The organism is Streptococcus sp. oral taxon 431 (assembly GCF_001553685.1).
Taxonomy (GTDB): Bacteria; Bacillota; Bacilli; order Lactobacillales; family Streptococcaceae; genus Streptococcus.
Window position 1 is genome coordinate 40,194 of the sequence record NZ_CP014264.1, and the last position, 20,766, is coordinate 60,959.

Below are 20,766 nucleotides of genomic sequence, written 5' to 3' on the forward strand. Positions count from 1 at the left end.
AACTATCGACCGAATTGGTCGATAGTTTTTAATCTTCTTCAACTTTTTTAGATTGGTAGGAAAGCATTCCTAAAGCAACAAAAATCATTATTGTAAAGATAAGGAAAATAATCTGACTATGAATATTACCTGTCATAGAAATGGTTTGTCGTAGACCTGAAACTGAATAACTCATAGGTAACCATGGGTTAATAGTTTTAAAGAATTGATTCGTCAAAGCTAAAGGATAAGTTCCTGCACTTGATGCTAATTGAAGGAGTAATAAAATTAAGGAGAAGAAGGCGCCTAGGCGAGAATTCCATGTTGTCAATGCTGTTACCATCGCCATGAAAGCAAGACTGGTTAAAATAATCAAAGCAAAGGTCTTGAATTCGTGAACTGCAGTCAGTCCGATTAAATGTACTCCACCATAAACTAATACTCCTGCCAAACCAGCAATGATACCGTTAATTTCAAAGCGAGACTTAAACCAAGCCCAGCGACTTTCTGGATGGCGCCCAGAAGGCAATTTAGCAAAAATCATATTAGTTGAAATAGCAGCAACAAAAAGAGCAACTGATATCATATATGGAGCCATGGCAATTCCATTAACTGCTACTTGATCCGTATCAGTTTTTGAAAGACTTAGAGGATCAGCTAGTAAATCTGCATTTGTTGGTTCAGTTGAAGCCTGTTTCAATTGTCCCTCAGCCTCTGTCAAACCTTGATTTAATTGACTTGAACCATCACTTAATTTTCCAAGTCCTGATTGTAGAATTTCTGATCCTTGAGCAAGTTGATCTGCTCCACTAGCTATTTTTTCAGAACCATTAGATAGTTTATTTGCACCAGAAACTAGCTGGTCTGATTTATCAGCTAATTGTTGAGAGCCCGCTTGTAATTGATTAAATCCAGCGGTTAAATCTGATGTTTTATTATTTACTTGGTTGACACCTGATGCAAGTTTATCAATTCCTGTTGCTAATTCTGGTGCATTCTCTGCTAACTTAGCAGTAGCACCTGTCAATGTAGAAGATTTTTCTGTCAACTGATTAGAACCTTGTAGCAACTTATTGAAACTTCCTGTCAAGTTCGAATTTTTCGAACTCAACTGACTTGCTCCTAAAGCTACTTGGTCTACTGATTTTGTGTAGTTGTCAATACCAGATGTAAGAGTTTGACTAGCTGGCAATAATTGACCATCAATTGCTGTTTGAACCTGTGTTAATCCACTTAACAAACTTGTCAATGTTGAAGAAGCAGTTGGTAATAATTGACTTGAGTGATTCTTTAATTGAGTTAGACTATCTGTTTGAGTGGTTACATTTTCTAAAGAAGATTGTAACGTTTGAACTGTAGTTAAAATTGTTCGTGCTGACTCACTAGTAGAAGATGATGGATTAGAAACCACAGAAGTTATCTCTGCCTGTTGGTCAGGAGTTAAGCTTTGATAAGCACTAGTAGATTGAATAGCTGACAAAGTAGTTTCTTTTTCAGCTTGATTTGAAGTAATGATGCTTTGTGCTGAATTTATAATCGTTGATAGACTACTAGAAAGCTGGTTTGTTACTTGTGTTATCTCTCCACTATCTGCTGTTTGAATATTTTGAATAGCTTGATTAAATTGCTCTAAACTAGTTGCTAATTGTTTAATCTGATCTTTTTGTTGGTTTGCACCATCTAATTGAGTAGAAAGTTCTTGAATACCTTGATTAAGTTGTGTTAATCCTGTACGTAGAGTCTCTGATTTTGTAGAAATCTGATTTGCACCTGATGATAGACTTTGAACTCCATTTGTATAAGTATCAATACCAAGTGAAAATTGATTTAATCCTGAATTGAGTTGAGAAACACCACCTGTATAGGCTTGTGTGCCTGCATCAAGTTGAGTCAATCCTGATACCAGTGCCGGTGTCTGTGAATTCAGTTGGTTTAATCCATTGTCGATTTGTGAAATAGCGCTGGTATATTGATTTAAACCAGTATTAAAATTACCAAGACCAAGATTTAACTGATTTACACCAGCTGTATAGGTTCCTAAACCTGTAGATAATTGATCAGCACCATTAGAAAATGTGAGACTCGATTGAGCTAGGGTTTGAAGATTGGTTGATAAGGTTTGACTACCATCAGAAAGCTTATTAGAACCATCAGCCAACTGTAAACTTGCATTTGCAGCTTGAGATAAACCAAGTTTTAAATCCCCCATCTTATCAAATAAAGCTTTGGTATAAGATTGAGCAACTTTAGTAGCCACAGTCTGTTTGATTTGTGTCATGGCAGAATCACTCATCTTGCTTGCAATAAAACTATGACCACTTGATGTCTGATAGTCAATCGTCATCTGTTCAGGATGATTTGTAAGGATAGAAGAAGCTTTCTCAGAAAGATTACTTGGCAACGTTACAACCATGTAATAATCTCCATCCCGCAGTCCTCTTTCTCCCTCACCTTCATCTACAAAATGAAAATCCAGACTATCACTATCTTTTAAATTAGACACCATGTCTTCACCAATAGTGAGTTTTTCATCATTATAAGTAGCAGCTTGATCCTTATTAACAATTGCTACAGGTAACTCCGAAAGTTTACCGTATGGATCCCACATTGATGATAAGAAAATGATATTGTAAAGAGCTGGAATTAAGGAAATTCCTATCATGACAATAATAAATGTCGGTTTTTTAAAGATTGCTTTCCATTCTTTAAACATATTGTCTCCTTTTTTAAACTACTTGTCTAAATTTTTGATATAATAGATTATACATAAAAAAATTAAAAAGACAAGATAAAAAATCAATTTTTAAACACATTGTCTAAAAATGTTCATATGGAGGGAACATGCAAGAAAGTAATAAACGATTAAAAACCAAGCGCATTATCGAAAATGCCATGGTAGAATTATTGATGGAACAACCATTCGATCAGATTACAACTGTTAAATTAGCACAAAAAGCTGGAATTAGCCGCTCCAGTTTCTATACTCATTACAAAGATAAATACGATATGATTGAACATTACCAAAGTAAACTATTTCATACCTTCGAATATATCTTTCAAAAACATGCTAATCACAAACGAAATGCTATTCTAGAAGTATTTGAATACTTAGAATCAGAACCACTTCTAGCAGCTCTTTTATCTGAAAATGGAACCAAGGAAATTCAAAATTTCTTGAGAAATAAACTTCACATCCTACTGAGCACAGACCTTCAAAAACGTTTTATGCAACTCAAACTAAATGAAATAGAATTAGAATACAGTAGCGTCTACCTGACAAATGCTCTCTTTGGAGTCTGTCAAACCTGGATTGCCCACGGAAAAAAAGAAAGTCCACAAGAAATCACGGACTTTTTGATGAAAATGTTAGGGGATACAAATTAATAAAAAGCTCTATAATAGTTATAGGAAATCAAACCCCTATGGATATTATGGAGCCTATTTTGTTGTTCTTATTAGGCTAAGGCAATACAATTTTCTTAGTTTTATTTTCGGACAAAAATCATTCTTTCTCAATATATTGAATATGCCTCCCCTCATTACATCGAACAAAGAATCAAAAAAGGAACACCAAATTAGTGTTCCTTTCATCTGACTCCGCCAGTAGGACTCGAACCTACGACATCATGATTAACAGTCATGCGCTACTACCAACTGAGCTATGGCGGATTAAATAGTCCGTACGGAATTCGAACCCGTGTTACCGCTATGAAAAGACGATTTCTTAACCAACGGACCCTCTACCTGTAGCAGATATAACCATTATATCAATTTATCAAAAATTGTCAATTACTTTTTTTGGTTTTTAGCCATTAGTTCTCTCAATTTTTTTGTTTTTAGACGAGAGATAGGACAACGATGATCTTCATAAAATACAACTTCCATTTTTTTACGATCAATTTCTCTCACATTACCAATATTGACTAAAAATGACTTGTGAGCTAGATAAAAACGTTGGGTTTCCTTATCCTTTTCTTGAATATCTGTCATTGTTCCATAGAATTCTTTTGCAAAATTCTTACCTACAATCCGTAATTTATGAGAAGTTCCAGTTGTTTCAATGTAGAGAATATCATGATAAGGAATACAAAGATCATTTCCTTTGTAACTATAATCAAAATAATCAACGACTGATTGGTTTTCAAGTAAAGTAGTCTTAGTGTAAAGCACACAGTCGGCAACTCTATTTTTAAAAACTTGATCACTGGTTTCTTTATCAATGAAATCCAATGCTGAAACTTTGTATTTATAAGTCAAGGTAGCAAATTCAGATCGACTTGTAATAAAAACAATAATGGCATAAGGATTGCGGTGACGAATAAATTGAGCAACCTCAAATCCTTTTCTCTCAATCCCATTGATATCAATATCTAGAAAATAAAGCTGATTGACTTCATCATGCTCTACATATTCCATAAATTCTCTTACTTTTCCTGTTGTTTTATAGGAGATAGGAATATTTGTTTCCTTAGAAATTTTATTTAGAGTTGTTTCCAACCTTACTTGGTGTTCTATAATATCTTCTAAAATCAATACTTTCATATCAGTTCCCTCTTAAATCTAATTACTTGTTTAAATACATCATTATCAATTTCTGTTTCTAAAATAACATTGTCATATTTTCCTAAAATTTCTTTAACATTATTAAGTCCAAGTCCTCTATGTCTTCCTTTAGTTGAAAATCCTAATTCAAATAAATCTTCGGATTTTACCTTTCTTTTTTTACAAGAGTTTTGGATGACAACTAGAGTTTCAAGATCCAACTTGATAATAGCTACCTCTAGTTGTTTCTGATAGCTTTCAACTGCTCCCTCAACGGCATTATTGAGCAGAACACTCATCACGCGCACCAAATCTAACAATTCCATGGACAAAGGAGTAATGACATCTTTTACCTCTAGTGTGTACTCTACATTATTAGTTTTCGCATTGACAATAGATTGAGCAATCAAACTACGAAGAGCTGAATCCTCAATATTATTCAAATCGAAATAAGTATACTTATCTGAACGTAATTTTTGATTCGCCTTTACAAGAACTTCACTGTAAACTCTGTCAATTTCTTGTAAATCTTTACTTTCGATCGCCATTCTTAAGCTGACAAGCATGCCTGTATAATCATGGCGAAAACCACGAATTTCATTATATAAGGCAACAATCTCATCCGTGTAAGTTTGTAAGTGTTTTTGCTCAAACTTCTTTTGTTCCAATTCAATTTCTTTTTCTATCTGAACTTTATGAGAATTCATGGAGAAAAAAGTCAAAAGTAGGCCAACAAAAACAATGGATGATAAAATACTTCCAAAACCATTTAAGTGACGAATCGTACTCACAATATCTGAAGTGAAAGAGACAACGTGTAGAAAAATAAATGCAAAGAGCACTTTCTTCAGAAAAGGATATAGATAGTCTTTATCAAAATATTTAAATTCGAGATGGAAATAAGACACAACAACTTTAATAACCAAATAAGTTAAGATCAGGATAAATAGAGAAAAATAATTGTTATACTTCAATGCAAACTCATCTCCTGTAATAGATGATAAGGTTACTGATAAAAAGTTATTAGTACTATTATATAAAAGAGAAAATAATAGACTGATAAAAATTCCCTTAGATTTCTCATACTTCTTAAATCCAACAAAGTAACCAAATAGGAGGAAAGGAAATAAAAATTTAGACAAACTAAAACTATCTAATTTCAAGAAATAGAGAATTATTTCCAATACTAATGGTATTAGAAATATATAAAGACTAAAAAAATATTGGTCTTTTCTAGTTGCTTTACAAACCCATTCATGAATTTTACTAATAATAAAAACATAAACAATAGCAATTACTAATCCGAATAAATTCATTATTTCCCACCTTTATTTTTACTTACTTTCTTTTTGGAAAAAGAAAATTATTTATTGTATATGGAGGTCTCCATTCCCCACCTCTGATTTCCTGCAGTTCTTTTTCGTTCAATTCTTGGAAATCTTTCATTTGAGCAAAATCTGTATTCTTTTTCATAATATAAACTCCTATAATGTTTTTCTTGTAAATTAACTTACAAAAATATTATATAAAATCTACGATACCTATAGAGAATTATTTCTCAAATGCTCAAATTTTATTCTGAAATGTCAAATTTTTACAAAAAAAGCTGGGATTTTTTCCCAGCTTACGATTTAACACTGATCCCAGCAGGATTCGAACCTGCGACCGTTCGCTTAGAAGGCGAATGCTCTATCCAGCTGAGCTATGAGACCTTACTAATCTATCTTATCAAAAAAAGCTAGCTTAGTCAATCATCTATTTATGATAGGGAGAGCCCTGTTGAATCGAAAACGCTCTATAAATTTGTTCTACTAAGACTAATCTCATTAGTTGATGAGGAAGCGTCAATCTCCCAAAACTAACAGAGAGATTGGCTCTTTTTTTCACCTCTGGAGATAGTCCTAAACTCCCACCAATGATAAAAGTGATTGTCGAAAATCCATTGATAGAAGCCCTTTCAAGCTGCTTACTGAACTCTTCAGAAGAAAAAGTGGTTCCTTCAATAGCTAAAACAACTACAAAATCACGTTCCCCTACTTTAGCAAGAATGCGGTTCCCTTCCAAATCCAAAATCTTTTGATTTTCAGATTCGCTGGCCCGATCTGGTGTTTTTTCATCAGCCAACTCAATCATTTCTAGATTAGCAAATCGTGAAATTCTCTTGGAGTATTCTGCTATGCCATCTTTGAGATATTTTTCTTTCAGTTTTCCAACTGTTACCACTTTAATTTTCATTCTTCTATTCTAACATATTCACACTCAATTTCACATCTTATTCACAGATAAGATTTTGAAAAACTTCAATAAATTCACAGGTTTTCGGAAGTTATCCACAAGTTGTGAAAAACTTTTTGTTTTTAAGCTTGGATTAAGCTAGCTATTTTATACTTTCATTGATTAAAAAACATGGAGGCTTCTATGAAAAACTTAAAAACTAGTTCCAAAAAATGGGGACAACTTTTAGTAGTCATTCTCATTAGCTTTTTTAGTGGTATTTTAGGTACTTTTACCACATTGCAGCTCAGTCAAAAACAAAATAGTGGTACGACAACTACAACGACTGTCAGCAAAACAGCTGTAAAAAATGAAAACTCAACTACACAGGCAGTCGATAAAGTTAAAGATGCTGTTGTATCTGTCATTACTTACTCATCAAATTCTCAAAATAGTTTACTCGGATCTGATGAAACTGATACAGATACCAATGCTGAACAAGTATACAGCGAAGGTTCTGGGGTCATTTATAAAAAGGAAGGGGATACTGCCTACCTTGTAACCAATACTCACGTTATTAATGGCGCTAAAAAAGTTGATATTCGTTTAGCAGATGGCACAAAAGTCCCTGGTGAAATTGTGGGTTCTGATACTTATTCAGATATTGCCGTTGTAAAAATTGCTGCAGATAAGGTCACAACAGTAGCCGAATTTGGTGATTCTAGTCAACTAACAGTTGGAGAAACAGCTATTGCAATCGGAAGTCCTCTAGGTTCTGAATATGCCAATACTGTGACACAGGGGATTGTATCAAGTTTAAATAGAAATGTCTCTCTAAAATCTGAAGACGGACAAGCTATCTCAACCAATGCTATCCAAACAGATACAGCTATTAACCCTGGGAACTCAGGTGGTCCTTTGATTAATATCCAAGGTCAAGTTATCGGTATTACATCAAGTAAGATTGCCTCTAATGGTGGAACATCTGTCGAAGGTCTTGGTTTTGCCATTCCTGCAAACGACGTAATCAATATTATTAAGCAGTTGGAAAAAGATGGAAAAGTAACTCGACCTGCTCTTGGAATCCACATGGTTAACTTATCAAATCTTAGTACAACTGATCTTCAAAAACTAAAACTTCCTGGAAATGTTACTTCTGGTGTAGCTATTCGTTCTGTTCAAAAAAATATGCCTGCCAATGGACATCTGCAACAATATGACGTCATTACAAAAATAGATGATAAAGCTATTTCTTCCACTACTGAATTGCAAAGTGCTCTATATAGTCATTCTATTGGAGACAGTATGACTGTTACTTACTACCGTGATGGTAAGGAAGAAACAACAACTATTAAATTAGATAAAAGTACTAGTGATTTAGATAAGTAGTTTACAGATATGTAAAGTTGCTTTACAGAATATCTAAGTTGTGTTAATGTAGAATTATGGAAGAATTTAAAATTGTTCAAATAAAAGATATTCAAAAAAATCCCTATCAACCTCGTAAGGAATTTTCAGAAGAAAAAATTCAAGAACTGGCACAATCTATTAAGGAAAACGGCTTGATTCAGCCTATTATCGTTAGAAAATCTCCAGTACTTGGATACGAAATTCTAGCTGGAGAAAGACGGTATCGTGCTTCAATTGCTGCTGGACTTTCAGAAGTTCCAGTCATTGTTAAGCAACTTTCTGATCAAGATATGATGCTTCATTCTATCATTGAGAATCTCCAACGAGAAAATTTAAATCCTATCGAGGAAGCTAAAGCATATCAATCCTTAATTGATAAAGGTTTTACCCACACAGAAATTGCTGAAAAAATGGGGAAATCTCGACCTTATATTACAAACCTAGTTCGATTGTTAGGATTACCTAAACATATCCTGACAGAAGTTGAAAGTGGTAGACTTTCTCAAGCTCATGCTAGACTCCTCATTCAATTATCAAGTGATAAACAAGATAAACTCTTGAATCGTATTCAAACTGAAAATCTCTCTGTTCGACAAGTTGAACAAATACTACAAAAAACGAAGAAGAGCAGCAAAAAAGAAAAAGACCACTTTGTCAAAGACGAAGAGCAAAAATTGAAAAAAATACTCGGATTAGATGTTCAGATTAAGCTACAAAAAAAAGATAGTGGTAAAATTTCAATTTCCTTCCATAACCAAGATGAATACCAACAATTTATTAACAGCCTGAAATAAGGCTGTTATTTTAGTATTCTTAACGAACATGGTTATCCACTGCATTTTAGTTTTTAAAAGCCCAGTATTTCAGAATTTTTCTTAGTTATCCACATTTTGTGGATAACATTTAAAAACATTGTTAATTGTTTTCCACAACTTGTGGAAAAATAATCTTATCTATGGTAAAATGATTCTATCAATAAACCTTTTAAATTCTATAGTAAAGGAGGAGGAAATCATTGAAGGAAAAACAATTTTGGAATCGTCTTTTAGAACTTGCACATGATAAATTAACTCAGTCAGTTTATGATTTCTATATTTTAGACGCAAAACTGGTTAAAGTTGAAGAAAATACTGCAACGATTTTCTTACCCCGCGATGAAATGCAGATATTCTGGGAACGAAATATCAATGGGATACTTTTAGCAGCAGGTTTTGAAATCTATGATACTGAAATAAAAGCTCATTATATCTTCACGAAAGTTGAAGAAGCTAGCTCACAAGTAGCTTTCGAGTCTGAACCTGGCAACGATTATCAACCAAGTCAATCCACTATTCCATATTCTGAAACTGGACTCAAGGAAAAGTATACTTTCGATAATTTTGTTCAAGGGGATGGTAATGTTTGGGCTAAGTCTGCTGCTTTGGCTGTTTCTGAAGATCCAGGATTAACTTACAATCCTCTATTTATCTACGGAGGGCCTGGACTTGGAAAAACTCACCTGTTAAATGCCCTTGGAAATGAAATTCTAAAAAAGAGCCCAAATGCGCGTGTAAAATACATACCTGCTGAAAGTTTTATTAATGAATTTCTAGAGCATTTGAGACTTAATGATATGGAAAAATTCAAGAAAACTTACCGTAGTTTAGACCTCCTACTCATTGATGATATTCAATCACTTAGTGGAAAGAAAGTACAAACTCAGGAAGAGTTCTTCAATACATTTAATGCCCTTCACAATAATAATAAACAGATTGTTTTGACGAGCGATCGTAGGCCTGAACATTTAGAGAGTCTACCTGAACGTCTGGTCACGCGCTTCTCGTGGGGATTAACGACAGATATCACACCACCTGATTTTGAAACACGTATTGCTATTTTACAGAGTAAGACTGAACATCTCAACTATCATTTTCAGAATGATACACTCGAATATTTGGCTGGACAGTTTGACTCTAACGTGCGAGAACTCGAGGGAGCACTCAACGATATCAGCCTAATGGCCAAAGTCAAAAAGATTAACGATATCACAGTTGACATTGCAGCTGAAGCTATTCGTGCTCGTAAACAAGACGTTAGCAAAATGATCGTGATTCCAATTGATAAAATCCAGACAGAAGTTGGAAACTTCTATGGTGTTAGTGTCAAGGAAATGAAAGGAACTAGACGTGTTCAAAATATCGTTTTAGCCCGTCAAGTTGCCATGTATCTAGCCAGAGAAATGACTGATAATAGCCTTCCTAAGATTGGAAAAGAGTTTGGTGGTAAAGACCACACAACGGTCATTCACGCTCATGGAAAAATCAAATCCATGCTTGAAACAGATGATAATTTACGTATAGAAATTGAAAACATCAAAAAGAAAATTAAATAACTTGTGGATAACTTTTTAAAAAATCTCTTATTTATCCACATCTTTTAAACAAGGCTCTGTCCTTGAGTTTTCTTAATTACAAGTGTTTTTCCACAGATTTCACACGCTCTATTATTACTATTATCCTTCTAATAATAAAAAGAATAAAGGAGAATCCATGATTCATTTTTCAATTAATAAAAACTTATTTTTACAAGCCTTAAATACAACAAAGAGAGCTATTAGCTCAAAGAATGCAATTCCTATTTTATCGACTGTAAAAATTGATGTTACCAATGAAGGAATTACCTTGATTGGATCAAATGGTCAAATCTCAATCGAAAATTTTATCTCGCAAAAAAATGAAAATGCAGGTCTCTTGATTAACTCTTTAGGTTCAGTTCTACTGGAAGCTTCTTTCTTTATCAATGTTGTTTCAAGTCTTCCAGATGTAACACTTGATTTTAAAGAGATTGAACAAAAGCAAATTGTCTTAACTAGTGGAAAATCAGAGATTACTCTTAAAGGAAAAGATAGTGAGCAATATCCACGTATTCAGGAAATTTCTGCAAGCAATCCTTTAGTTCTTGAAACAAAACTTCTTAAAAAGATTATCAATGAAACAGCTTTTGCAGCTAGTACCCAAGAAAGCCGTCCTATTTTGACAGGTGTCCACTTTGTTTTAAGCAACCACAAAGAATTAAAAACAGTTGCGACAGACTCTCACCGTCTCAGTCAGAAGAAATTGACTCTTGAAAAAAATAGCGATGATTTTGATGTTGTCATCCCAAGTCGTTCGCTACGCGAATTTTCAGCTGTTTTTACGGATGATATCGAAACAGTAGAGATTTTCTTCGCCAATAATCAAATTCTCTTTAGAAGTGAAAATATTAGCTTCTACACACGTCTTTTAGAAGGAAATTATCCAGATACAGATCGATTGATTCCAACAGATTTCAATACAACAGTGACTTTTGATGTTGCTAAACTACGCCAGTCTATGGAACGTGCTCGCCTCTTATCAAGTGCGACACAAAATGGTACTGTTAAATTAGAAATCAAAGAAGGAGTTGTAAGTGCCCATGTTCATTCTCCAGAAGTAGGGAAAGTAAACGAAGAAATTGATACTGAAAATGTAAGTGGTGCTGATTTGACAATTAGTTTCAACCCAACTTATTTGATTGAAGCACTAAAAGCTTTGAATAGCGAAAAAGTTACAATCAGCTTTATTTCAGCAGTTCGTCCATTTACTCTGGTTCCAGCTGATACAGATGAAGATTTCATGCAGCTCATCACGCCAGTTCGCACAAATTAATGGAAAGAGGTTGAGCCTAGCTCGCCTCTTTTATGATATAATCGAAAAAGAAAAAGGAGATTAACTATGTATCAAGTTGGAAATTTTGTTGAAATGAAAAAACCACACGCTTGTACAATCAAATCAACAGGTAAAAAAGCCAATCGTTGGGAAATTACCCGTGTTGGTGCAGATATCAAAATAAAATGTAGCAATTGTGATCATGTGGTCATGATGAGTCGCTATGATTTTGAAAGAAAAATGAACAAAATCATCGACTAGGAACCCCATAGTAAGAGGGTTAGCAAGTTTTCCCTTTTTGTGTTATAATATTGAAGATTGAAATGTGAACGGAGAATGAGAAACTATGGCTTTAACAGCAGGTATTGTAGGTTTACCAAACGTTGGTAAATCAACCCTATTTAATGCAATTACAAAAGCAGGAGCAGAGGCTGCAAACTATCCTTTTGCGACCATTGATCCAAACGTTGGAATGGTAGAGGTTCCAGATGAACGCCTCCAAAAATTGACGGAAATGATTACTCCTAAAAAGACAGTTCCAACAACCTTTGAGTTTACAGATATTGCAGGGATTGTAAAAGGAGCATCAAGAGGAGAAGGTCTTGGGAATAAATTCTTGGCCAACATCCGTGAAGTTGATGCGATTGTTCATGTGGTTCGTGCCTTTGATGATGAAAATGTCATGCGTGAGCAAGGTCGTGAAGATGCCTTTGTGGATCCGCTAGCAGATATTGATACCATTAACCTAGAGTTGATTCTTGCTGATTTAGAATCAGTCAATAAACGCTATGCGCGTGTAGAAAAAATGGCGCGTACGCAAAAAGATAAGGAATCAGTTGCAGAATTTAACGTTCTCCAAAAGATTAAACCTGTTCTTGAAGATGGAAAATCAGCTCGTACCATTGAATTTACAGATGAAGAGCAAAAAGTTGTCAAAGGACTCTTTCTCTTGACAACGAAACCAGTTCTTTATGTAGCTAACGTTGATGAGGATGTGGTTGGAGACCCAGAATCTATCGATTATGTGAAACAAATTCGAGAATTCGCAGCAACAGAAAATGCAGAGGTAGTAGTCATTTCTGCGCGTGCTGAAGAAGAAATTTCTGAGTTAGACGATGAAGATAAAAAAGAGTTTCTTGAAGCCATTGGTTTGACAGAATCAGGTGTGGATAAGTTGACTCGAGCTGCTTATCACCTACTAGGACTTGGAACTTACTTTACAGCTGGTGAAAAAGAAGTTCGTGCTTGGACCTTTAAACGTGGCATGAAAGCTCCTCAAGCGGCTGGTATCATCCACTCTGACTTCGAAAAAGGTTTTATTCGTGCAGTGACCATGTCTTATGATGATTTGGTAAAATACGGCTCTGAAAAGGCTGTAAAAGAAGCAGGACGTTTGCGTGAAGAAGGAAAAGAATATGTCGTGCAAGATGGCGATATTATGGAATTCCGCTTTAACGTTTAATCAATATTTAAAATAATGTCAATTAGGTTGGAAAAAAATTCCAACCCTTTTGACTTTTGAAAGGAAATTTAAATGACAAAATTACTTGTAGGATTGGGAAATCCAGGAGATAAATATTTTGAAACTAAACATAATGTTGGCTTTATGCTGATTGACCAACTAGCAAAAAAACAGAATGTTACCTTTACACACGATAAAATATTCCAAGCTGAATTAGCTTCATTTTTCCTTAACGGTGAAAAAATTTATCTAGTGAAACCAACAACTTTTATGAATGAAAGTGGGAAAGCAGTTCATGCTTTATTAACCTACTATGGTTTAGATATCGAAGATTTACTGATTATTTACGATGATCTTGACATGGAAGTAGGAAAAATTCGACTTCGCGCTAAAGGATCAGCTGGCGGTCATAATGGTATCAAGTCAATTATTCAACATATTGGTACACAGGTTTTCAATCGTGTAAAGATTGGTATCGGTAGACCTAAAAAAGGAATGTCAGTAGTTCATCATGTTTTGAGTAAATTTGATCAAGAAGACTGTATTGGTATTTTACAGTCAATTGACAAGGTTGATGATGCTGTAAATTACTATTTACAAGAGAAAAACTTTGAAAAGACAATGCAGAAATATAATGGGTAAGAAAATGTCATTAATCGATTTCTTTTTAGAGAATAAACAAATTCTATCTTGGCATGAGAACCTACCACAGAAACAAAGACAATTATTGCTAGGTCTTTCTGGCTCAGCAAAATCGTTAGCGATTGCTAGTAGTCTGAAGAGTCAGGATAAGGTTTTAGTGATGACTTCCACATATGGAGAAGCTGAGCGTCTGGTTAATGATTTAATCTCCATACTAGGCTCAAATCTTGTTTATCCATTTCTAGTAGATGATTCACCAATGGTCGAATTTTTGGTATCATCTCAGGAAAAGATTTTTTCTAGGGTTGAAGCTTTGCGTTTTCTAAGAGATAAGTCTCAAAGAGGGATTTTAGTTTGTAATGTCGCAGCTAGTCGGGTATTCTTACCAAATCCTCAAGTTTTTGATGATAGTATCTTAGAACTTCAAGTGGGCCAGGAATGCGAACAAAGAGAATTAAAAAATCACTTAATTTCTCTTGGTTATAAGAAAGTTACACAAGTTCAAAGTCAGGGAGAATTTAGCCTTCGTGGAGATATTCTAGATATCTTTGAAACCTCACAAGTATCTCCTTACCGAATAGAATTTTTTGGTGATGAGATTGATGGCATTAGAGAATTTGATGCCGAAACTCAGCTTTCTAAAGACAGTCAGTCTAAAGTACTGATATATCCAGCAAGTGATATTTTACTAACTTTTGAAGATTATCAGCGTGGCCAGAAATTTTTAGAACATGAGATTGATAAGGCACTTTCCCCGACTTTAAAGTCTTACTTAGAAGAAGTTTTTAGTTGCACGAAAGAGCAAGTTCTTCATGCAGATATTCGCAAGTTTTTGTCTGTATTTTATAAAAAACAATGGACATTGATAGACTATTTGAATCAAATTCCTATTATCTTTGATGATTTTCAAAAAATCTTGAATCAGTACGATGCTTTTGATAAGGAAACCGCTAGCTACTTTACAGATGATTTACACAATAGTAAAACAGTGTCAAGTTTACAATATTTTGCTGATGTAGAAAGTCAATTCAAAAAATATTTACCAGCTATTTTCTTTTCAAATTTCCAAAAAGGGCTTGGAAATCTAAAATTTGATTATCTGTATCAATTTAATCAGTATCCTATGCAGGAGTTCTTTAATCAGTTTTCTTTTCTGAAGGAAGAAATTGAACGTTATAAAAAATTGAAGTATACAATTGTTCTTCAATCAAGTACCAAAACAGAATTAAAGAAACTGTCAACGATTCTTGATGAATATGATATTAAAGTTGATAATAGTAATGAAAGTGAAATCTGTAAAGGAACTGTCAATCTTGTTGAAGGAAATCTTCGTCATGGGTTTCATTTTGTAGATGAAAATCTTGTATTTATCACTGAATATGAGATTTTTAAAAAGAAGATTAAACGGAAATATAGAAGACAAAATATAAGCAACGCTGAGCGATTAAAAGATTATAACGAGCTCCAAAAAGGAGATTATGTTGTTCATCAAATTCATGGTATTGGTCAATATTTAGGGATTGAAACGATTGAAATCAAAGGAATTCATCGAGACTACGTAAGTGTCCTATATCAAAATGGAGACCGTATTTCCATCCCTGTAGAGCAGATACAGACTCTTTCTAAGTATGTCTCTAGTGATGGTAAGGCTCCAAAGTTAAACAAACTTAACGATGGACGTTTTAAAAAAGCCAAGCAAAAAGTAAAGAGTCAAGTTGAAGATATTGCAGATGACTTGATTAAGTTATATGCCGAGAGAAGTCAACTTAAAGGATATGCATTTTCAAAAGATGATGAAGATCAGGTTGCTTTTGACGAAGCATTCCCATATGTAGAGACTGAGGACCAACTTCGAAGTATCGAAGAGATCAAGAAAGATATGCAGGCTTCTCAACCGATGGACCGACTTTTAGTTGGAGATGTTGGATTTGGTAAGACAGAAGTAGCTATGCGAGCTGCATTTAAGGCTGTCAATGATCATAAACAGGTTGTTGTTTTAGTACCAACTACCGTTCTTGCTCAGCAACATTACAGTAATTTTAAGGAAAGATTTGAACAATTTGCTGTCAATGTAGATGTTTTGAGTCGTTTTAGAAGTAAGAAAGAGCAGACTGAGACACTTGAAAAATTGAAAAAAGGTCAAGTAGATATTTTGATAGGGACCCATAGAGTTTTATCTAAAGATGTTGAGTTTGCAGATTTGGGGTTGATGATTATTGATGAAGAACAACGTTTTGGTGTTAAGCATAAGGAAGCTCTCAAGGAATTAAAAAAGAAGGTTGATGTCTTAACCTTGACAGCGACACCAATTCCTCGAACTCTTCATATGTCTATGCTAGGTATCCGAGATTTATCTGTCATCGAAACACCTCCAACTAATCGATATCCTGTTCAAACCTATGTTCTTGAACAGAATGATCGTGTCATTCGTGATGCTGTATTGAGAGAAATGGATCGTGGTGGTCAAGTTTACTATCTTTACAACAAAGTTGACACGATTGAAAAGAAGGTTTCAGAGTTACAAGAGTTGATTCCAGAAGCTTCAATTGGTTTTGTTCATGGACAAATGAGTGAAATTCGCTTAGAAAATACACTTCTTGATTTCATTGAAGGTGAATATGATATTTTAGTAACTACAACAATCATCGAGACAGGAGTAGATATTCCAAATGCTAATACCTTGTTTATAGAAAATTCAGATCATATGGGATTGTCAACCTTGTATCAATTAAGAGGTCGGGTTGGTCGTAGTAATCGAATTGCATATGCTTATCTCATGTATCGTCCAGATAAAACCTTGACAGAAGTTTCTGAGAAAAGATTAGAGGCCATCAAAGGTTTTACTGAACTAGGTTCTGGTTTCAAAATCGCTATGCGTGATTTATCCATTCGTGGAGCTGGGAATCTTTTAGGAAGTTCACAGTCTGGTTTTATTGATTCTATTGGGTTTGAGTTGTATTCTCAGTTACTAGAAGAAGCAATTGCTAAGAAAAATGGAACTGACAAGAAACGTGAAAAAGGAAATGCTGAGTTAATTCTACAAATTGACGCTTATCTTCCGGATGAGTACATTTCAGATGAACGGCATAAAATTGAAATTTACAAGAGAATTCGTCAGATTGATAAACGTGTCAACTATGAGGGATTACAAGATGAGTTGATCGATCGTTTTGGAGAATATCCAGATGTGGTTGCTTACCTTTTAGAAATTGGATTAGCTAAAGCATATCTTGATAAAGTATTTGTCAATCGTGTTGAAAGAAGAAATAATAAGCTTGTTATTCAATTTGAAAAAATTTCGCAACAACTATTCTTAACTCAAGATTATTTCCAGGCTCTTTCTCAGACAAGTTTGAAGGCCAATATTTCAGAAAATCAAGGTTTAATCGAAGTTATTTTTGATATTCGTAATAAAAAGGATTATGAGATTTTAGAAGGTCTTTTAATTTTTGGAGAATCATTAGCAAATATAAAAGAATCAAAAGAGTCACATTAGGAGTTATCTTTTTTCTTCTATAAAAGGTAGAAAAATGGTACAATAATAATTTGAGGTAATAAAAATGAGATTAGATAAATATTTAAAAGTATCAAGAATTATTAAGCGTCGTACAGTGGCTAAGGAAGTTGCAGATAAGGGACGTATAAAGGTAAATGGTATTCTTGCTAAGAGCTCTACAGATTTAAAAATCAATGACCAAGTTGAAATTCGTTTTGGAAATAAATTGTTGCTCGTAAAAGTGTTAGAAATGAAAGATAGCACTAAAAAAGAAGATGCTGCAGGTATGTATGAAATTATCAGCGAAACAAGGGTAGAAAACGATGTATAAAAAAATTGTACAAATGAATAATTCTTTTATTCAAAATGAACACCAACGTCGTAAATACTTGATGGAAGAACGACAAAGACGAAATCGTTTTATGGGCTGGATTTTGATTTTGATTATGTTGTTGTTCATCCTACCAACCTATAATTTGACTCAAAGTTATCAGCAACTACTAGAACGTCGCCAACAGTTAGCCGATTTGAAAAAACAGTATCAAGAATTGAGCGATGAAAAAGATAAAGAATCAAATCTTGCAACCAAATTAAAGGACGAAACATACGCAGCCAAGTATTTGCGTGCAAAATATTATTATTCAAAATCATGGGAAGAAGTTTATACTATTCCGGACTTACTTCCTAGGTAATGTAAAATGGAAAATTTATTAGATATTATTGAACAATTTTTAAGTCAATCAGATGAAAAATTAGAAGAGTTAGCTCAAAAAAATCATCTGTTACGGTTACAGGAAGAAGAGGAAAAAAAGAATGCGTAAATTTTTAGTGATATTGCTACTTCCTATTTTTTTAAAAAGTGTCCAAGTAGTAAGCACTGAGAATCCAGTTATCATTCCAAACCAAGAAGTTTATTCCTTAACCCACGCTTCGTATCATTTTTACTATCAAGATGTTATAGAATCTCCAAAATTTTATGGTGAAACATCTGTTTATTCTACAGAAGATTTGATTAAAGAATCAGGAAAAGTCAATGCAGATACAAAATTATCTGTTTTAGAATGGAGATTAAATAAACAAGGACATCCTGTCTTTAAATTGTCTAATAATCAGTTTGTGATGGCCGATAAACGACTTTTATACGATAGTTCAATTGTCAACAATTTTTCTAAACGAGTGTGGTTAGAACCTGAATTTATTGTCTATAATAGCCCTTATGATAAACAAGAATTAAAATCTACTTTGGTACCCTATCAAGATGTTGAAGTAGATATGTCTATTTTTGCTGGTGGGCATGAATTTTTACATATCAAACAAACTGGTTGGATTTCGACGGATTATATTTCCGATGATGATAATCGTATCCAGAAAGTACAAGAGTTGTTATCTGCGAATTATCAAAATGAACAGTTTTCTATTTATGTTAAACAATTAAGCACGGGTAAGGAAGCTGGAATTAATGAAGATCAAAAAATGTACGCTGCTAGTGTTATGAAATTGCCTTATCTTTATTATGTTCAAGAAAAAATCAATCAAGGTGATTACCAACTTGACACGAAATTAAAGTATGTTTCCGAAGTTAATGATTTCCCTGGTTCTTATAAACCCGAAGGAAGTGGAAGCCTCCCTAAAACAGCGGACAATAAAGACTACACTCTCAAAGATTTAATTACAAAGACAGCGAAAGAATCTGACAATGTAGCTCATAATATTCTTGCTTATTATATTACGAATAAATCAGATGAAGCCTTTAAAAAAGAAATGGCTACTATCGCAGGTGAAGAGTGGAACGTAACAGAGAAGTTAGCTTCAGCTAAAATGGCTGGTCAAGTTATGGAATCTATTTATAATCAGAATGGTTTTGTTTTAGAATCGCTATCACAAACAGCTTTTGATAATCAGCGGATTGCTAAGAATATTTCTGCTAAGGTAGCCCATAAAATTGGGGATGCAGATGAATTTAAACACGATGTAGGAATAGTCTATACAGATTCTCCTTTCATTATTTCAATCTTTACCAAAAATTCTGATTACGATACCATTTCTAAAATTGCTAAGGATGTCTATGAGGTCCTAAAATGAGAGACCAAGATTTTTTAAATCATTTTCTAGAAAAAGGTTATTTTAAAGATCATTCACGAGTTGTACTAGCCTTGTCTGGTGGATTGGATTCGATGTTTCTCTTTCACCTCCTATCAACTTACCAAGAAGAACTCGGGATTGAATTATTTTTAGCTCATGTAAACCATAAACAACGATTAGAATCGAATCATGAAGAATATGAATTAAGAAAACTAGCTGAACAAGTTGGGGTTCCAATTTACGTAGCTTATTTTACTGGAGATTTTTCAGAAGCAAATGCTCGTCAATTTCGCTATGATTTTTTTAGAGAAGTAATTGAGAAAACTTCCTCTACAGCCCTTGTAACAGCTCATCATGCAGATGATCAGGCTGAAACGATTTTTATGCGATTGATTCGAGGTGTTAGGTTGCAACACTTATCAGCTATAAAAGAGAGACAAACGTTTGATAAGGGAGAGTTAATTCGTCCTTTGCTGTCTTTTTATAAGAGGGATTTTCCTGAAGTTGAGCATTTTGAAGATAGGACGAATAAAGAAAATCATTATTTTCGCAATCGAGTTCGTAATATTTACTTACCACAACTGGAAAAAGAAAATATTCAGCTAAAGAGAGCGTTTTTAGAGTTTGGAAAAGAAGCATTTGACTATCAAATTGCTCTGACTGAATTATCTCAAACAGTCAATGTGGAAGATTTAACTCAGTTTTTATCTTTTAGTGAAGCAACGCAACGAGTTTTACTACAACAATACCTTAGTCGTTTTGCTGATTTAAATGTAACAAGAGAACAATTTCAAGAAATTCATCATATTTTAAAAACTAAGAGCCAATATCGCCATAGTATAAAAAATGGTTATGAACTTATAAAAGAATACCAGCACTTTCAAATTGGTAAAATCAGACCAAAGTCTGATGAAAAAAGTAGTGAGTGTGTGTTAAACTATCAAAATCAAGTTTATTATGAAGGTTTTCTATTTTCATTTGGAATCCCTCTAAAAGGTGAAAATGTTCAACAAATAAATGTTTCCCGTGAAACATCATTGATTTTGCGACATCGACAGCCAGGTGATTATTTGATAATAGATGTTCATCGTAAAAAACTAAGACGACTTTTTATTGATTTAAAAATTCCTAAAGAAAAACGAGAAAAAGCTATTATCATTGAGCAATTTGGAAAAATTTGTTCAGTTTTAGGAATTGAAATCAGTGATTTGAGTAAAAAAATGAAAAATGATATAATGAACACTGTACTTTATATAGAAAAAATAGATAGGTAA

The 20,766-nt window shown here is 33.8% G+C and carries 19 protein-coding genes and 2 tRNA genes; 14 read left to right on the top strand and 7 right to left on the bottom strand.

Annotated elements, in window-relative coordinates; translation table 11 throughout:
* Positions 1-28: 28 nt before the first annotated feature.
* Entirely contained in the window at positions 29-2,692 is a 2,664-nt protein-coding gene (locus tag AXE83_RS00180) for a YhgE/Pip domain-containing protein (protein WP_060954974.1), read from the bottom strand.
* A gap of 128 nt (positions 2,693-2,820) precedes the next feature.
* On the opposite strand from AXE83_RS00180, the gene AXE83_RS00185 reads away from it, so the two are divergent.
* On the top strand, positions 2,821-3,363 hold the full coding sequence (locus AXE83_RS00185) for a TetR/AcrR family transcriptional regulator (RefSeq protein ID WP_060954975.1): 543 nt from the start codon (positions 2,821-2,823) through the stop codon (positions 3,361-3,363).
* A gap of 211 nt (positions 3,364-3,574) precedes the next feature.
* Here AXE83_RS00185 and AXE83_RS00190 read toward each other — a convergent pair.
* From AXE83_RS00190 to rlmH, 6 genes are all read right to left on the bottom strand, one after another.
* Positions 3,575-3,648 (bottom strand) — tRNA-Asn (locus AXE83_RS00190).
* 120 nt (positions 3,649-3,768) lie between these two features.
* Positions 3,769-4,521 carry a competence system response regulator transcription factor ComE gene (gene comE / locus AXE83_RS00195; RefSeq protein ID WP_049530388.1) on the bottom strand — a complete coding sequence of 251 codons (753 nt, stop codon included), beginning with the start codon at positions 4,519-4,521 and terminating at the stop codon, positions 3,769-3,771.
* Complete coding sequence (gene comD / locus AXE83_RS00200) at positions 4,518-5,837, bottom strand: competence system sensor histidine kinase ComD (RefSeq protein ID WP_060954976.1); 1,320 nt, start codon at positions 5,835-5,837, stop codon at positions 4,518-4,520. Before comD ends, comE begins: the two co-directional genes overlap by 4 nt.
* A gap of 22 nt (positions 5,838-5,859) precedes the next feature.
* Positions 5,860-5,994: a competence-stimulating peptide ComC gene (gene comC / locus AXE83_RS10325; RefSeq protein WP_080936286.1), complete on the bottom strand. Its 135-nt coding sequence runs from the start codon at positions 5,992-5,994 to the stop codon at positions 5,860-5,862.
* A gap of 165 nt (positions 5,995-6,159) precedes the next feature.
* Positions 6,160-6,233: transfer RNA gene (locus tag AXE83_RS00205), tRNA-Arg, on the bottom strand.
* Positions 6,234-6,276: 43 nt separating this feature from the next.
* Complete coding sequence (gene rlmH / locus AXE83_RS00210; protein ID WP_060954977.1) at positions 6,277-6,756, bottom strand: 23S rRNA (pseudouridine(1915)-N(3))-methyltransferase RlmH; 480 nt, start codon at positions 6,754-6,756, stop codon at positions 6,277-6,279.
* Between the two features lie 183 nt (positions 6,757-6,939).
* Here rlmH and AXE83_RS00215 point away from each other — a divergent pair, with 183 nt between their 5' ends.
* From AXE83_RS00215 to tilS, 13 genes are all read left to right on the top strand, one after another.
* Positions 6,940-8,124: a S1C family serine protease gene (locus tag AXE83_RS00215; protein WP_060954978.1), complete on the top strand. Its 1,185-nt coding sequence runs from the start codon at positions 6,940-6,942 to the stop codon at positions 8,122-8,124.
* Between the two features lie 56 nt (positions 8,125-8,180).
* Positions 8,181-8,939 carry a ParB/RepB/Spo0J family partition protein gene (locus AXE83_RS00220; RefSeq protein WP_049508355.1) on the top strand — a complete coding sequence of 253 codons (759 nt, stop codon included), beginning with the start codon at positions 8,181-8,183 and terminating at the stop codon, positions 8,937-8,939.
* Between the two features lie 221 nt (positions 8,940-9,160).
* The gene (gene dnaA / locus AXE83_RS00225; protein ID WP_049525669.1) at positions 9,161-10,516 is read left to right on the top strand and encodes a chromosomal replication initiator protein DnaA; all 1,356 of its coding nucleotides are present in this window, start codon (positions 9,161-9,163) and stop codon (positions 10,514-10,516) included.
* 157 nt (positions 10,517-10,673) lie between these two features.
* On the top strand, positions 10,674-11,810 hold the full coding sequence (dnaN, locus tag AXE83_RS00230; protein WP_049508360.1) for a DNA polymerase III subunit beta: 1,137 nt from the start codon (positions 10,674-10,676) through the stop codon (positions 11,808-11,810).
* Between the two features lie 66 nt (positions 11,811-11,876).
* Entirely contained in the window at positions 11,877-12,071 is a 195-nt protein-coding gene (locus tag AXE83_RS00235) for a DUF951 domain-containing protein (protein ID WP_000285188.1), read from the top strand.
* Between the two features lie 85 nt (positions 12,072-12,156).
* On the top strand, positions 12,157-13,272 hold the full coding sequence (gene ychF / locus AXE83_RS00240) for a redox-regulated ATPase YchF (RefSeq protein ID WP_045762398.1): 1,116 nt from the start codon (positions 12,157-12,159) through the stop codon (positions 13,270-13,272).
* A 72-nt stretch (positions 13,273-13,344) separates the two neighbouring features.
* Positions 13,345-13,914, top strand: coding sequence for an aminoacyl-tRNA hydrolase (pth, locus tag AXE83_RS00245; RefSeq protein ID WP_060954979.1), 570 nt, complete (start codon positions 13,345-13,347; stop codon positions 13,912-13,914).
* Positions 13,907-17,410, top strand: a complete 3,504-nt coding sequence (gene mfd, locus AXE83_RS00250) for a transcription-repair coupling factor (RefSeq protein ID WP_083500956.1) — start codon at positions 13,907-13,909, stop codon at positions 17,408-17,410. The genes pth and mfd overlap by 8 nt, the downstream gene beginning before the upstream one ends.
* Before the next feature lie 64 nt (positions 17,411-17,474).
* Entirely contained in the window at positions 17,475-17,741 is a 267-nt protein-coding gene (locus tag AXE83_RS00255) for an RNA-binding S4 domain-containing protein (protein WP_001234970.1), read from the top strand.
* Positions 17,734-18,102, top strand: a complete 369-nt coding sequence (locus AXE83_RS00260; RefSeq protein WP_060954980.1) for a septum formation initiator family protein — start codon at positions 17,734-17,736, stop codon at positions 18,100-18,102. Before AXE83_RS00255 ends, AXE83_RS00260 begins: the two co-directional genes overlap by 8 nt.
* Positions 18,103-18,108: 6 nt before the next feature.
* On the top strand, positions 18,109-18,231 hold the full coding sequence (locus AXE83_RS11510; RefSeq protein ID WP_000429332.1) for an SP_0009 family protein: 123 nt from the start codon (positions 18,109-18,111) through the stop codon (positions 18,229-18,231).
* Positions 18,224-19,492 (top strand): serine hydrolase, encoded by a 1,269-nt coding sequence (locus AXE83_RS00270; RefSeq protein WP_060954981.1) that lies wholly within the window; start codon positions 18,224-18,226, stop codon positions 19,490-19,492. Before AXE83_RS11510 ends, AXE83_RS00270 begins: the two co-directional genes overlap by 8 nt.
* Positions 19,489-20,766 (top strand): tRNA lysidine(34) synthetase TilS, encoded by a 1,278-nt coding sequence (gene tilS / locus AXE83_RS00275; RefSeq protein ID WP_060954982.1) that lies wholly within the window; start codon positions 19,489-19,491, stop codon positions 20,764-20,766. Before AXE83_RS00270 ends, tilS begins: the two co-directional genes overlap by 4 nt.